This window comes from Peribacillus sp. CSMR9, from assembly GCF_033141925.1.
GTDB classification, from domain to species: Bacteria; Bacillota; Bacilli; order Bacillales; family DSM-1321; genus Peribacillus; species Peribacillus simplex_A.
The window spans coordinates 30,941-45,809 of sequence record NZ_JAOPHO010000009.1 but is presented as its reverse complement, the minus strand read 5'-3'; the positions used below and the strand labels follow the sequence as shown (position 1 = coordinate 45,809).

The window sequence follows — 14,869 nt, the reverse complement described above, 5'->3', positions numbered from 1 at the left end:
TCAATTCTCCTTCCGCATCATATTGTTCACATATACTCGATTATCTACTTGAATGCGGACAATTTGAAGCGGATGGCGAGCTGCCTCCAGCTCCTTACCTGACTCATCCCAGATCGTACCGATTTTTTGAGTGAAGTTTTCGATTTCCGGTCCAAAAAACTCCACTTCATCTCCAGGCTTGAAGAAGTTACGTTGCTGCATGGTGGCGATTTGAGTTTCCTCGTTATATTCAAGCACCAATCCCGCGAAGTCGAAGCGAGTCTTTACGGTATGATTCCCGAACATTTGCTGTTTATACCCAGGAATTTCCCCTTCCATGAACGAAGATGCCGTCTCACGGTTCGCACACTTATCAAGCTCCTCGAGCCATTCTTTTTTAATCTTGAAATTGTCCGGATCGGCACAATACGCATCAATCACTTTACGATAGACACTGACAACTGTAGCAATATAATGAATGGACTTCATTCTTCCTTCGACTTTCAAGCTATCAATGCCAATTTCAATCATGCCTGGCAAGGATTCAATAAGCTTCAGGTCTTTTGGACTCATTGCGAATGGAGCATCTTCTTTATCGAATAGAGCCTTTTCCCCATCTTGATCCAACTCATATAAATCGTAATCCCAACGGCATGACTGACAGCAGCCGCCACGGTTCGAATCACGCGCCGTCATATGGTTCGAAAGGGTGCAGCGTCCAGAATAGGCAATGCACATGGCCCCGTGAACGAAAGCCTCGATTTCGATATCGACCTTCTCCTTCATTTCACGGATTTCATCAGCACTCGTCTCACGTGCCAAAACAACCCGCTCCAGGCCTTCCTCTTTCCAGTACTGAACAGCCTTCCAGTTCGACAGCGATTGCTGTGTGCTTAAATGGATTTCTACGTTAGGAGCGACCCGTTTACAAGTTTCGATAATTAATGGATCGGCGACGATGATTCCATGAACACCAGCCTCCTGAAGACCTTCCAGGTATTCATCAAGACCATCGATATTTTCATTATGTGCGAAGATATTTGTTGTTACATATACTTTAGCACCATACTTTTTAGCGAATTCGACGCCTTCCTTCATTTCCTCAAACGTGAAGTTGCCTGCATTGGAACGAAGACCATATTCCTGCCCGCCAATGAATACGGCATCCGCGCCGTAATGGACGGCGATTTTTAATTTTTCCAGGTTGCCAGCCGGAGCCAGCAATTCCGGTTTTTTTACAATGACTCTCTTTCCATCAACGATCTTGGAAATTTTATCAGCAATAGCATTCAAGGCTATTCCTCCTCTTTCTCTTACCCTTTTCTTTAATAAACCGATTCTTTAAAGAAGAATCCTGTATCCAACTCACGACTATCCGGCTGAACCGCTTTGACCTTTTCAAATAGTTCCGATTTCATATCATCATAACGGTCAGGGTCATCTGCACATACGTCAATCGCTTCCCGATATAACTTTGTCATCTCGATGATATATTCCGGTGTTTGTAATAACCCTTCGATTTTCAAGGAATCAATTTCCGCTTCAATCAATTCCTGAAGTTCATCAATCATGCACATATCATTCGGACTCATGATATGTGTACCATTTTCATCTTCATAAATCGGGTATTTATTTTCACGTTCCTTATCATGCAAGAACATATTTCTATGTTCCTTCCGATTTTCCACTTCCAATGCCTTGCCTTGATATTCAAAGTAATTCCCCAGAAGCGTACGCTTGGATTGGAACATACACGTCATGCCGTGCACTTGCACTTCAATCTCCACTTCGGCATTTTCTTTCATTTCCACTATCTCGTCCAGGCTTATTTCACGGGCAGCCACGGCACGGACAGCACCGCGTTTTCCCCAATAATTACATGTGTACCAGTTCGTTACCGTCATCTCTGTATTCCAGTGCAGGGGCATATCAGGTGCCGCTGCACGGACAGCCATTAAGATTGCCGGATCACCGAATATGATCCGGTCAGCACCAGTCTCTTTAAGGAATGTGACATACTCTTCAAGCTCGTCCACTTTTTCATTATGGAATATGGCGTTCATTGACACGTACACTTTCTTGCCAGCGGCATGTGCAAGCTCAATCGCCTTCTTGACATCCTCACGTTTGAACTCCCCTGCCAGCCTAAGGGCATAACGTTGTTCGCCAATGACGAAGGCGTCTGCTCCTGCATCGATGAGTTCTGTTATATGACTGACACTTGTTGGAGTCACGAGTAATTCAGGTTTTTTCATTTTTGTCACCTCTATGTTTACTTATGGCCACACCATCACCAATCGGCAATATTACGGTATCGAAATGAGGATGGTCATGTAACCAGATGTTAAAGTCTCTGATTTTTTTGATGAGAGCTCGCTTTCGTCTCGTCATTTCCATTTCTTCAATATTTTCGGCAACCAATCCTTTAAATAAAACATTATCCGTAATGATAATGCCAGCATCTGCAAGCATTGGTTCAAATAGTTCAAAGAATCGCTTGTACTGCCCTTTAGCTGCATCAACGAAGATGATATCAAACGGACCATGTTCCATGACTTTCGGTCCCGCTTCAAGGGCATCACCTTCAATGAGGGTAATCCTTTTGGACAGTCCAGCCTTCTCGAAGTTAGTTCTTGCCTGCTCAATACGGGCTTCATTTCGTTCAAGTGTAACGATTTGAGCCTCCGGAAGGGTCTCAGCCATCCTTATGGCCGAATAGCCAATGGCCGAACCTACCTCCAGAATCGCCTTAGGCTGATGAAGCCTTAAAATCTGAAGCAGCACCTCAATACCTTCCGGCTCCATGATCGGCACACTATTTTCAATTGCAAAGTCTTCCAACTCCTTAATCAAACCCGTACGCTCCGGAATTAAGGAATGAAGATATTGTTCTATTTTTCCGTTCAAAACGTTTCCTCCAATTATAAGAAAAACGAAAGCGCTTGGTCAGTACATGAAGAAATTGATCGGTCAAAAAAGATTTCATCTTCAAATGCCTACAATTTTTCACAAGGAGCTGAAACAAGTATGCTTGACGATCTACATTTCCTTATCTTTCAAAATAAAACCCGGCCTTCGCCGAGTTACGTCACCGATAAAAATCGGATCTAAAATTCACTTGTACTATTCTATCATAAAAACAAGGGGAAAGTAATATCTCTCCCCCCTCAGTCGCTTTGCCATTTTTTTATTTATTTATTGGAAATATGCTCTGCCTTTTTGTTATTATGGTCATCCAAAGTTTTGGAGTAAAGGACTTCCCCTTCAGGTGTTGCCAAAAAGTATAGGAAATCCGTTTTCTGAGGTTTCAAAACCGCATCAATCGAGGTCTTTCCGGCATTGGCAATCGGTCCTGGCGGCAGCCCCTTGTTCTTATACGTATTATACGGGGACTTCACCTCAAGGTCTTTGTAGTACACCTTACTCTTATGTGAACCTTTTGCATACAGAACGGTCGGATCCGTTTGAAGCGGCATACCTTCCTTCATCCGATTATAAAAGACGGAAGCTATCTTTCCGCGATCAACTTTTGCCGTGGCTTCTTCTTCGACAAGCGAAGCGAAAGTCAGCATCTGGTGTACGGAATAACCGCTTTTGTCCATCTGGGGCTCGTATGCCTGCAATGTCTCTTCCGTTTTCTTCAGCATCTCGGTGACTATGGATTCCAATGTCGGCTTTTTCTCATAAAAGTCATATGTAGCTGGGAAAAGGTACCCTTCAAGCGGATATAAAACCTTTTTATTTTCAATTTCCGACGTCAAGAGCTCCGGAAATTTCTTTTCCATGGACTTAACGAATTTCTTATCATTCAATTCCTTAAACACCTTTTTCGGATCTTCATCCGTCTTCACTGCAATGATATCGGCAATCTGGATAAGCTGCTTTCCTTCAGGAATCGTTATCTTCAATACAGCCTCTTTCATGAGTTTCCCGGTTTTGATGCTTGTGACAATATCTTCAATTGGCATGGAAGGTGACAATTTATACTCACCTGCCTGAAAACCGGATTCATTCCGAAATTTAATATAATATTTGAATACGCGTGCGTCCTTGATTATTCCTTGCTCTTCAAGCAGTGTTGAAATTTCGTTCACGGAAGATCCGATTGGGATTTTCACTTTTTTGATGGTGTCATCATCAGGATCGACTGGTTTCATGGCTGAGTTGATATATAAAAAGCCCACAAGACCAACTATCCCAATTAATAAAATAAGCGAAGCTATCGTAATCATGATGATTTTACGTACCAGCTTGGCTTCTCCTTGCCGTTCTAACAATTTCATTCGGATATGTTCCTTTTTAGATAGATTTTTATCTTTTTCATCCATTTTCATTCCCCCTGCAAACTCACACCAACTACAGAATGGTTTCTAGGTGATGCTTTCTTTAATTAAACTTTGCTTCGAACATTATACTAAAATCAACAAATAATTACATGGTTTTTGCAAAACTACATTCATTTCTACTCTATTTATGGCAAAAATGCACTAGTTTTGTCAATATACAGATGTAATTCACCAGGAAAATAGTGACATCTTTTCTCTTTAGCTTAAAAAACGCCCCCAATTTTCCCCCCTGCATGTGTAAGGAATTTTCAGGCAATGACTGGAATACGCATGAAGGAATGCTATTATTAATTATAAGCTGAAGAAAGGTGTGAAGGAGTTGGATAATTCTTATTTTGTAGGGTGGGGGACATTGGCACTCATAAACGCCGGACTTGCTCAAGGTAAAAATAGAACGGCGTTGAATTGGTTCTTGCTATCAGTATTTTTGGGTCCGCTCGCTACTTTTATTCTTTTATTCGTAGAGAAAAGATAAATTGCTGGTACATAAATGAAAAAAACCGACCTGATCGAGGTCGGTTTTTTCTAATCTTATTCTTCTTCAGCTTCTTCTTGGTCAAGGAATGTATTTAACATTTCTTCGACCAGATCCCATTCTTCTTCGGTTTCGATCGGTGTAAGTTCACCATCTTTATTATCTTCGCTTGGTACGAATGATGAAGCGTGGATTTCAATTTCTTCCTCTTCATCTTCTGCAGACATCGGATAATAAAGTACATAAGATTTGTTGAATTTATCTGAGTCGAATGTGAAAAGGATTTCGCAAAGCTGCTCGTTTCCGTTTTCATCTACTACTGTAATGTTGTTTTCGCCGTGTTCCATTTGTATTCCACCTCATATTGAATTTGTTTGTCTGTCCAAGAAACCTTGCAGAATCATGACAGCTGCCATTTTATCAATGACTTTCTTGCGTTTGCTTCGGCTCACGTCCGCCTCAAGAAGGACACGTTCAGCCGCCATAGTTGTCAACCGTTCATCCCAGAGAAACACAGGCAGCTTGAATTTTTTTTCTAATCGTTTGGCGAAATCTTGACTGATCTCGCCTCGCGGTCCAACGGTTCCATTCATATTTTTAGGTAAACCTAGGACAATTTTAGAAATTTCATGCTCTTTTATTATTTCATTGAGACGTTTAAAGCCGAAGTCATTACCAGCTTCGTTAATTTTGATCGTTTCCAATCCTTGTGCAGTCCACCCCATCGCGTCACTCACGGCAACGCCGATGGTTTTTGAACCTAAATCAAGTCCCATTGTGCGCATTAGTATTCCTCTCGATGGTTCTTAAGATACGACTTAACCAATTCTTCGATGATTTCATCGCGTTCAAGCTTACGAATAATGTTTCGAGCATCCATATGGCGCGGGATATAGGCCGGGTCACCAGATAATAGATAACCGACAATCTGGTTGATCGGGTTATAACCTTTTTCCTGAAGTGCAACATACACTTGAGACAATACTTCTTGTACATCTCTTTCGAATGGTTCTTCGGGAAAATTAAATTTCATCGTTTTATCAAAGGAACTCATTAACATGCACCTCTCCTCAGCGTCCAGAATCCACTAATATCTACATTGTACAACACTTTCCATTGATTATGAAATCGATAAGACCCATTCTTCAACAAAATTAAGTGCTGCATCCAATTTTTCTGGGTCTTTTCCGCCGGCTTGGGCCATATCTGGACGTCCGCCACCGCCTCCGCCGCAACGGGAAGCAACTTCTTTGATCAATTTACCTGCATGGAAACCGCGATCGATATAATCCTTCGTAACTCCGGCAATCAAATTGACTTTATCACCTTGAGCCGATCCTAATACGATAATGACAGAATCGAGCTTTTGTTTCAAATCATCCGCCATGGCACGAAGATTATTCATGTCGGTAGCTTGAACCTTTGCCACCAATACTTGAACCCCATTTATGTCTTTTACGTTAGAAACAAGGCTTCCTGCTTCAATATTACTTAATTTTGCAGTCAGGCTTTCATTCTCACGATGAAGATCCTTCACTTCAGCCAAGACCGTTTCAATTCTTGACGGTACATCTTTCAAGTTCGTTTTCAATTTAGCAGCCGCGTCTTTCAAGACACCAATTTGATCAGTCATCAATTTGTATGCTCCTGCACCCGTTACCGCTTCTATCCGGCGAGTTCCCGCACCGATGCCGCTTTCTGAAACGATTTTGAACAAGCCGATTACCGCGGTATTCGGGACGTGAACGCCACCGCAAAGTTCAAGACTATAATCGCCTATTTGCACGACACGGACAATCTTGCCGTATTTTTCGCCGAACAGGGCCATTGCGCCCATCGCTTTGGCTTCTTCAATGTTTTTATAATCAGTGTTCACTTGAAGGCTTTGCCAAATCTTTTCATTTACAATCGTTTCGATCCGCTCAATCTCTTCCGCCGTTATCTGGCCAAAATGAGAGAAATCGAAGCGAAGGCGCTCAGCTTGTACGAGTGAACCTGCCTGATTGACATGTGTACCTAGCACATCTTTCAACGCCTGATGCAGAAGATGTGTCACTGTATGATTTTTCGTGATATGGATGCGATTTTCATGATTTACCGAAGCAACGATATCGGAACCTGACATTAAAGTGCCGGCAGCCACAGTTACACGGTGCAGATTTTGGCCATTTGGAGCTTTTTGAACATCATGGACATCCAACTTAACGGATTCATTAGCCACCGTTCCTTTATCAGCTATTTGACCCCCGCTTTCCGCGTAGAAAGGAGTCTTGTTCAATATTACCTGAACTTCCTCACCTTCTTGTGCGTCCGTTACAAGCTCGCCATTTTTAATGATGGCAGAAACTTTGGCTTCGACCGCAATTTGATCATAGCCGACAAACTCACTTTCAACTTTAATATCTCCTAATACCCCGCCTTGGATTTGCATGGAATCAACATCTTGACGCGCTGAACGGGCACGTTCGCGCTGTGCATCCATTTCTTTTTCAAATCCAGCTTGATCGACCGTCATGCCTTCTTCTTCTGCATATTCCTCCGTTAACTCGATCGGGAAACCATATGTGTCATATAAACGGAATGCATCACTGCCCGGAATGGTCGTACCGCCTTTTTCCTTTTCCTTTTTTATGACTTCAGAAAGGATGGACAGTCCATCATTTAGAGTTTCATGGAAGCGTTCCTCTTCATTCTTGATAACTTTTGCAATGAACTCTTTATTCTTGAGGACTTCAGGGTAGAAGTCTTTCATGATTTCGCCAACGACCGTCACAAGCTCGAACATGAATGGACGATTGATGTTGATTTGCTTAGCATAACGAACCGCTCTTCGAAGCAAACGGCGTAATACATAACCGCGCCCTTCGTTGGATGGAAGAGCCCCGTCACCTACCGCAAAGGCTACCGTACGAATATGGTCGGCAATGACTTTGAATGCAACATCTTTTTCTGCATCGACACCATATTTCACATCGGAGATTTCTTCGACTGCCCGGATGATTGGCATGAATAAATCCGTATCATAGTTCGTCGCCACATCTTGAACGACGGAAGCCATACGTTCAAGTCCCATGCCCGTATCGATATTTTTCTTTGGAAGAGGTGTGTAAGAGCCGTCAGGATTATGGTTGAATTGAGAAAACACAAGATTCCAGACTTCTAGATGACGTTCATTTTCCCCGCCTGGATATAGTTCCGGGTCATTCGGATCATCGCCGTATGCTGGTCCGCGGTCATAGAAAATCTCTGTATTCGGGCCACTTGGACCCTCACCGATATCCCAGAAGTTTTCTTCCAGACGAATGATTCTTTCAGCAGGAACACCGATTTTTTTATTCCAGAGTTCGAATGCTTCATCATCTTCTGGATGGATTGTCACAGCCAATTTCTCTTTGTCGAACCCAATCCATTTTTCATCCGTCAAAAACTCCCATGCCCATGTGATGGCTTCTTCTTTGAAGTATTCACCAATGGAAAAGTTACCGAGCATTTCGAAAAACGTATGATGACGTGCAGTTTTCCCCACGTTTTCAATATCGTTTGTACGGATTGCCTTCTGTGCATTTGTAATCCTTGGATTTTCAGGAATCACCCGTCCATCAAAATATTTCTTTAAAGTAGCGACACCTGAATTTATCCAAAGCAGTGATGGATCTTCATGAGGAACCAATGACGCACTTGGTTCGATGTTATGGCCTTTTTCACTAAAAAAATCTAAATACATTTGGCGGATTTGAGCACCAGTTAAATACTTCATATATATATCCTCCTTTTAAAATTATGTAATTTTGAGCACACAAAAAACTCCCATCCCAAAAACAGGGACGAGAGTTGACTCGCGGTACCACCCTGATTATGGACGCAGGGAAATCCCATGTCCATCACCTTCATAAAAGCCTTAACGCGGCATGACGGCAGGTATTAGCTGCTCTCAGGACTAGCTTTCTGCTGCTCTTCACCTTGCAGTCCCTTTCAGCCTAGGGGACCCCTCTCTTTTAGATGGACTTCAGCATACTTCATCCTTCAACGAATTATCTTATGTAATGGATTATATTCACAAGACTTTTATTTGTCAACAAGGGACGGCTTCTTTCTAAAGTGAACGCGGGCGTGCAGAACAAAAACTTTCAACACTGCCAAAATGGGAATCGAAAGGACCATGCCCGCGATCCCGCCTATTTCACCACCGGCCAATAATGCAAGCATGATGAACAGCGGATGCATATGGAGGCTTTTACCGACTATTAGCGGCGACAGGATATTCCCCTCAAGGAATTGAAGTGCAAGCACGATGACCGCAATGATCAATACCATTTTCACTGACATTGTCGCGGCGATAATCACTGCAGGAATGGCCCCGATTATGGGACCGAAATAGGGAATGACATTCGTTATTCCGATTATCGCCCCCAAAAGCAGCGGATATTGCATTCCGACTATCCAGAAAAGCAGCGAGGAAATTAAACCGATCACGGCACAGACGATGATTTGACCGCGGATATAGCCTCCAAGTGACGCATCCACATCACGAACGAATGCCCGTCCCTGCTTTCGCCATTTTTTCGGTGTCATATACCATGCCATTTTTTTTAATGCCGTGAAATCTTTCAGGATATAAAAAGCAATGAATGGAATCAACGCAATCAGTAAGATGAAATCAATCATCTTCATTGCATACTCCATTGCCTTTTCGGGCATACGCTTCAGCCAGGCTTCAAAAAGGATGACACCTTCTTCGAATCTTTCATGAATTCCGAACGGCCAGGCCGCCGTTTGATGATTAAGCTTATCTATCCGGCTCCTGTACTGTTCAACCAGTTCCGGTACGCTTTCCGACAGCTCTCGAACCTGACTGACCATTACAGGAATGCCTTTATAAACAGCAAAACCAGCCCCTCCGAAAAACAGCAAATAGATGATCGTAATCGAAAGCCAGCGACGCATCCCTTTCTCATTTAAATATTCCACTACCGGGTGCAGCAAATAACTGATGAACGCACCAACCAAAAAAGGCAGCAGTACCGTCACACAAACAGTAACGACAGGTCCCCACATGGGCTTAAGTTTCATAAAAATATAGATAACGAAAAATAAGAGCAATAAAAAACCCAGGCGATAAAACCACTTTAGACGAATACTCACAATTAAACACCTCCCGCTCATTTATTCTTCGAAAGGCGGAAGGTTTTCATACATAAAAAAGAGTGCCCTCATTATCAGGACACCCATTCCGATTATAATAATGATTTTAATCTTTTGCGTATTTTCTTCATATTCCGTTTGATCATCTTCGAGTTCATCAAGTCCGAACCCATATTCATTAGATTATTGCGTGAACGTCTAGCCATTGCAAACACCTCTTCCGTTAATTACATACTGAAGCGGCGGTCATTTTCATCAAACAAGTCGTCCAAAGAGCTTAAACTTCCATCTTCCTCGACTTGGTGCGTATTAATGATCCCTTCGGATAAGGTCATTTCAATAAAGCAATTCCAACAATAATATTGGTTAACGCCAATCTTCCCAACATCTTTACTGCGGCAATTCGGACATTTCATTTCCAAAATGGACACCTCACTGTTCATAAACTGAAACAATGATGGTATCCTTCCCAAATGCAGGCGGCTGTTTTGATTCTATCACTGTCGACTCCGAGAAAAACCCATCCGTTGTTTCATACGCTATAATCGTGCCCATTTTTTCCCTGAAATATACATCCTGCAGTAAACCAAGCTCCTCACCCATTTCTGAAAAAAGCATGCGTCCCAATAATTCGTCCTTCGTTAAGCATATGGAATCCGCAGGCACTTTCCCTAGGGCTGAATCCTGATGGACGATGAAGATCCCATCTGGACCGAAAGAAGATATTTCGTTTAGTTTTAAATGAAAAGCTCTTTTGAACAATGCCTGTTGATGAATGACCAAGCCTGTTACCTGACCCGATTCAGATATCGATAAATCGTGGACCGTGCCGATTCTTTCTCCTTTGGTTGTAAAAACCGGCATCCCTTTCAATAAAGAAAACGTCCGCAAGGTCATCCCGCCTTTCCGAACATTTTTATTATCTCTTTTATCATGAAAATAGATGTGCTGAAAGGTTTTCCATTGTTGCTCGACCTTACCGATATCCAGTGAGCGGGCATAAAAAAAGACCGGTTTCCCGGTCAGATCCACCTTACCATCCTCTGCTGGAACCTCCGCCGCCGGAACTTCCGCCGCCGCCGTCCCGTGGACCGCTGCCGCCTCCACGGCCACGGCCACCGCCACCTCCGCGACTGATGAACATCAAGAGGATATTGAGTAATATTTGAAGGAAAAACCCTTTAAAGAACTTGGCATCGATGATGAATACGATGATGACAACGATGATAATGAGAAAAATTTGTAAACCTGATGGCCGAAAAGTTTCTGACTCGGGCTGAACGGATAAATCTTGATGAAACGAGTCACCTAAGTTATATTCTTCCTTGACATCATTATATACAGCCTTATAGGTTTCAGTCAGGGCAAGGTCGGGTTTACCCGCCTTTAGCTCGGGGATAGCCACATTGTCCAAAATCTGTCCAGATCTTATGTCGGTAATGGCACCTTCCAAACCGTACCCCACTTCAATACGGATTTTCCGTTCATCCTTGGCCAAGACGATGAGGACTCCATTGTTCAGTTTTGCATCACCAAGCTTGAATGACCTAAATGCCTGGACCGAGTACTCCTCAATATCAGATCCTTCCAACGAATCAACCGTCAAAACGGAAATTTGTGCTTTTGTGGCATCATCCAACCGTTTCCCAAGCTCGATGAGTTCGGATTTTTCCTGATCATCCAGGACTCCGGCAAAGTCCTGGACATATATATCCCCAACTGGTTCAGGAATTTTAGGTTGTGCTGCGACTACGTTTGCTAAACTGAACGTGAGAATGAAAAATAGCGCAAACACAGCGAGTCTTTTCATTATTTATCGCTCCCGAAATCAACCTTTGGCGTTTCTTTTTCTTGATCGGTCACTTCAAAATATGGTTTGGTATCGAACCCGAACGCGCCTGCCATCATATTCTTTGGAAAACGTTTAATCGTCTTATTATAGTTGGTAACTTCATCATTATAGTCTTTCCGTGCTACCGTCAAGCGATTTTCCGTCCCCTCCAAGCTATCCATGAGACCCTTGAAGTTTTCATTGGCCTTTAGATCCGGATAGTTCTCGACAACCACCAAAAGACGGCTTAAAGCCCCACTCAATTCTTGGTTCGCATCAATAGCATCTTTAGTCGAATTGGCACCTGCCAACTTCGAGCGTGCATCACTCACCGCTTTAATGGCTTCCGTTTCATGCGAAGCATAACCCTTCACCGTTTCGACAAGATTCGGAATCAAATCCGCTCTGCGTTTTAATTGGTTATCCACCTGTGACCACTTATTGTCTACGTCTTCATTGGCGCTTACAAGACCGTTGTAAGAAGATGCCCCATAAATGACAAGTAAAACGACAACGACTATTCCTATTATCCAACCTTTTTTCATCCAAATACCCCCTGCTCTTTCACATTCATATAAGTTATATTCTATATTAGTTCCACCAAAACTATGAATTTCAAACAAAATTTATCAAAATGAAGAACCAAACATTGATCATCAGCTACATAAAATCATAAGGTGTGACATCCTCCATCCCGATCATCGGGTCAGCATTCGTGAAGATTTCAAGATAACTTGCCTCACGCTCTTGCACCTCTCCCTTTTCCACCGGCATATCTTCTTCACTCAAAATCTCCCGCAGCTTTCCACGCAAAGTCGTTTTCCGGCGCATCTCATCATTACGCTCGATCCCTAGACGGAATGCATCTTCTTCACCGCAAAGGATCAAGAAATTTTTACTGCGGGTAATCGCCGTATACAATAAATTACGGCGGAGCATCCGATAATAACTTCTCACTACAGGTAAAATGACAATGGGGAACTCGCTTCCCTGCGACTTATGGATGGAGCAGCAATACGCATGTGTAATCTGGTTCAAGTCCTGTTTCGTGTATGTCACTTCGATTCCCTCGAACGATATGATTACTTTATCGACATGATCGGTATTTTCCTTAGCGAACAATATGGACACGATTTCACCCATATCGCCGTTAAAGACACCCTCCTCTGGCTGGTTCACCAGTTGAAGCACCTTATCTCCCGTTCTGTATATCACGTCTCCGAATTTAATTTCCCGCCGCTTTTCATCCGCATTGCTATTGAACACTTCCTGAAGCATTTTATTCAGTGCATCAATCCCGGCAGGGCCTCTATACATGGGAGCCAGCACCTGTATATCCCTGGCCGTGAAACCCTTCGTCCTCGCATTCGCAACCACTTTCTCGATTACTTGAGCGATTTGCCCTGTCTGGCAGCGAATGAACGATCGATCTTCTTGCTGCTTCGTCACATCATCCGGAAGCTTTCCTTTTTTGATACCATGGGCTAATTCAATGATCGATGAGCCATCAGCTTGACGATAAATATGTTCCAGACTGACAGTAGGCACACAATTCGATGCAAGCAAATCCTTTAAAACCTGCCCAGGGCCAACCGATGGCAGTTGATCTTCATCACCTACCAATATCACTTGGACATTTTCCGGCAAAGCCTTAAACAGTTGATTGGCCAGCCATGTATCCACCATGGAAACCTCATCGATGATCACGATCCGGCCATCCAACTGATTATCCTCATCATGGGAAAAGCCTTCACTCCCGTTCCACCCCAGCAAACGGTGGATCGTAACAGCGGGGAGTCCAGTCGATTCGGCCATTCGTTTCGCTGCACGGCCAGTAGGAGCCGCAAGAACGAATGGAAATGGATCGCTTCCCTCTTTTTTATAATCATTAATGTCCATGGATACACCATGCAGCTCTGCATATAGCTCAACAATCCCTTTGATTACCGTCGTCTTACCAGTACCAGGTCCCCCCGTCAAGATCAACATGGGCGACTGCAGGGCTGTTTGTATCGCCTCTTTTTGAGCTGAGGCATAAGAAACATTTAGACGCTCTTCCAGCTTCCCAAGGGCCAGTAAAAATTCCGATTCCGGGAACTGGTCTTCATACTCGGTTTGTGCGAGTATCCGCTTGATGTTCGTAACAATTCCCTTTTCAGAATAGTAAAGTGAAGGCGGATAAATTCGTTGATCCTCGACAACGATTTTTCCCTCTTCCGTCAATTCGATTATTTCCGAGGAAATGTTCGTGAACTCTATGCGATCCCGTTTATTTTCCTCAAGCAATCGCTTGACCGCTTCCAATAGCTGCTCGGCTTCTATGTAGATATTTCCATCCTGAAGGCATTGTGATTCAAGTGTATACAAGCACGCAGCCTTGATTCGGTCGGGATGGCTGCCGGAAATGCCAAGCTGATGCCCAAGCTCATCCGCCCGTCCAAAACCGATCCCTTCAATATCCTCTACGAGCTTATATGGATTTCCCTGAACCATCGTGATCGTATCCTGTTTATACAATTGATAAATCTTCATCGACAGCTGCGGACCGAAGCCATATTGATTCAGGGCGATCATTACCTGCTCCAGACCTTGATGCTCGACTAATGTATCATAGAGGCCCTTTGCCTTTTCCCCGGATAGCTTCGGGATATCATCAAGTAACGAAGGCTGAGCCAGAATTTTGGAAATTGCCTTTTCCCCTAGTGTATCAACAATGCTCTCGGCTGTTTTTTTCCCAATGCCTTTGAACAGGTCACCGGATAAATAACTGACGATGCCTTCCTTTGATTGGGGCAAATCCTTGCGAAAATGCTCTACATGAAATTGAAGGCCAAAACGCGGATGTTCCTTCATCGCCCCATAAAAAATATAGATCTCATCCTCATGCATCCTTGGAAAGTAACCTGTCACGACAGCTTCCTTCTCTTCATAATTCAGATTCGTTTCATGCACACGAATTCTTACAACCGAGTACATATTTTCTTCATTATGAAAGATCGTCACTAAATGACTTCCTTTCATGAACATTTTCTCTTCTGAAAACAAATCCAATGAATCTTGCTGGCTCAACGCTTCTCCCCACCTTTCCATGCATAT

Annotated in this window: 15 protein-coding genes; 1 reads left to right on the top strand and 14 read right to left on the bottom strand. The window is 43.3% G+C overall.

Annotation, left to right across the window (positions count from 1 at the left end):
* The 4 genes from N9I19_RS07515 to mltG all read right to left on the bottom strand — a co-directional run bounded on the left by N9I19_RS07515 (position 1) and on the right by mltG (position 4,307).
* On the bottom strand, positions 1–1,272 hold the full coding sequence (locus tag N9I19_RS07515) for a peptidase U32 family protein (RefSeq protein ID WP_061464151.1): 1,272 nt from the start codon (positions 1,270–1,272) through the stop codon (positions 1–3).
* A 32-nt stretch (positions 1,273–1,304) separates the two neighbouring features.
* Positions 1,305–2,234, bottom strand: a complete 930-nt coding sequence (locus tag N9I19_RS07510) for a peptidase U32 family protein (protein ID WP_317777393.1) — start codon at positions 2,232–2,234, stop codon at positions 1,305–1,307.
* A complete protein-coding gene (locus N9I19_RS07505) occupies positions 2,221–2,886 on the bottom strand; it encodes an O-methyltransferase (protein ID WP_176431778.1) in 666 nt (221 codons plus the stop codon). The genes N9I19_RS07510 and N9I19_RS07505 overlap by 14 nt, the downstream gene beginning before the upstream one ends.
* A gap of 284 nt (positions 2,887–3,170) precedes the next feature.
* Positions 3,171–4,307: an endolytic transglycosylase MltG gene (gene mltG / locus N9I19_RS07500; protein ID WP_317777391.1), complete on the bottom strand. Its 1,137-nt coding sequence runs from the start codon at positions 4,305–4,307 to the stop codon at positions 3,171–3,173.
* A 337-nt stretch (positions 4,308–4,644) separates the two neighbouring features.
* On the opposite strand from mltG, the gene N9I19_RS07495 reads away from it, so the two are divergent.
* Complete coding sequence (locus tag N9I19_RS07495; protein ID WP_317777390.1) at positions 4,645–4,800, top strand: hypothetical protein; 156 nt, start codon at positions 4,645–4,647, stop codon at positions 4,798–4,800.
* Positions 4,801–4,856: 56 nt separating this feature from the next.
* Here N9I19_RS07495 and N9I19_RS07490 read toward each other — a convergent pair whose 3' ends face one another.
* The 10 genes from N9I19_RS07490 to recD2 form a co-directional block, all read right to left on the bottom strand.
* A complete protein-coding gene (locus N9I19_RS07490) occupies positions 4,857–5,147 on the bottom strand; it encodes a DUF1292 domain-containing protein (RefSeq protein ID WP_034308630.1) in 291 nt (96 codons plus the stop codon).
* Between the two features lie 12 nt (positions 5,148–5,159).
* On the bottom strand, positions 5,160–5,585 hold the full coding sequence (gene ruvX / locus N9I19_RS07485; protein ID WP_061464156.1) for a Holliday junction resolvase RuvX: 426 nt from the start codon (positions 5,583–5,585) through the stop codon (positions 5,160–5,162).
* Positions 5,585–5,854 carry an IreB family regulatory phosphoprotein gene (locus tag N9I19_RS07480; RefSeq protein WP_034311358.1) on the bottom strand — a complete coding sequence of 90 codons (270 nt, stop codon included), beginning with the start codon at positions 5,852–5,854 and terminating at the stop codon, positions 5,585–5,587. The genes ruvX and N9I19_RS07480 overlap by 1 nt, the downstream gene beginning before the upstream one ends.
* Positions 5,855–5,920: 66 nt before the next feature.
* Complete coding sequence (gene alaS, locus N9I19_RS07475) at positions 5,921–8,557, bottom strand: alanine--tRNA ligase (protein WP_317777389.1); 2,637 nt, start codon at positions 8,555–8,557, stop codon at positions 5,921–5,923.
* A 308-nt stretch (positions 8,558–8,865) separates the two neighbouring features.
* Positions 8,866–9,942, bottom strand: a complete 1,077-nt coding sequence (locus N9I19_RS07470; protein ID WP_317777388.1) for an AI-2E family transporter — start codon at positions 9,940–9,942, stop codon at positions 8,866–8,868.
* 227 nt (positions 9,943–10,169) lie between these two features.
* Positions 10,170–10,358, bottom strand: coding sequence for a hypothetical protein (locus tag N9I19_RS07465; protein ID WP_089361771.1), 189 nt, complete (start codon positions 10,356–10,358; stop codon positions 10,170–10,172).
* 16 nt (positions 10,359–10,374) lie between these two features.
* Complete coding sequence (locus N9I19_RS07460) at positions 10,375–11,055, bottom strand: PRC-barrel domain-containing protein (protein WP_317777387.1); 681 nt, start codon at positions 11,053–11,055, stop codon at positions 10,375–10,377.
* Positions 10,976–11,752: a TPM domain-containing protein gene (locus N9I19_RS07455; protein ID WP_317777386.1), complete on the bottom strand. Its 777-nt coding sequence runs from the start codon at positions 11,750–11,752 to the stop codon at positions 10,976–10,978. The genes N9I19_RS07460 and N9I19_RS07455 overlap by 80 nt, the downstream gene beginning before the upstream one ends.
* A complete protein-coding gene (locus tag N9I19_RS07450; protein WP_089361579.1) occupies positions 11,752–12,318 on the bottom strand; it encodes a LemA family protein in 567 nt (188 codons plus the stop codon). The genes N9I19_RS07455 and N9I19_RS07450 overlap by 1 nt, the downstream gene beginning before the upstream one ends.
* Positions 12,319–12,433: 115 nt before the next feature.
* Entirely contained in the window at positions 12,434–14,842 is a 2,409-nt protein-coding gene (recD2, locus tag N9I19_RS07445) for an SF1B family DNA helicase RecD2 (RefSeq protein ID WP_317777385.1), read from the bottom strand.
* Between the last annotated feature and the right edge of the window lie 27 nt (positions 14,843–14,869).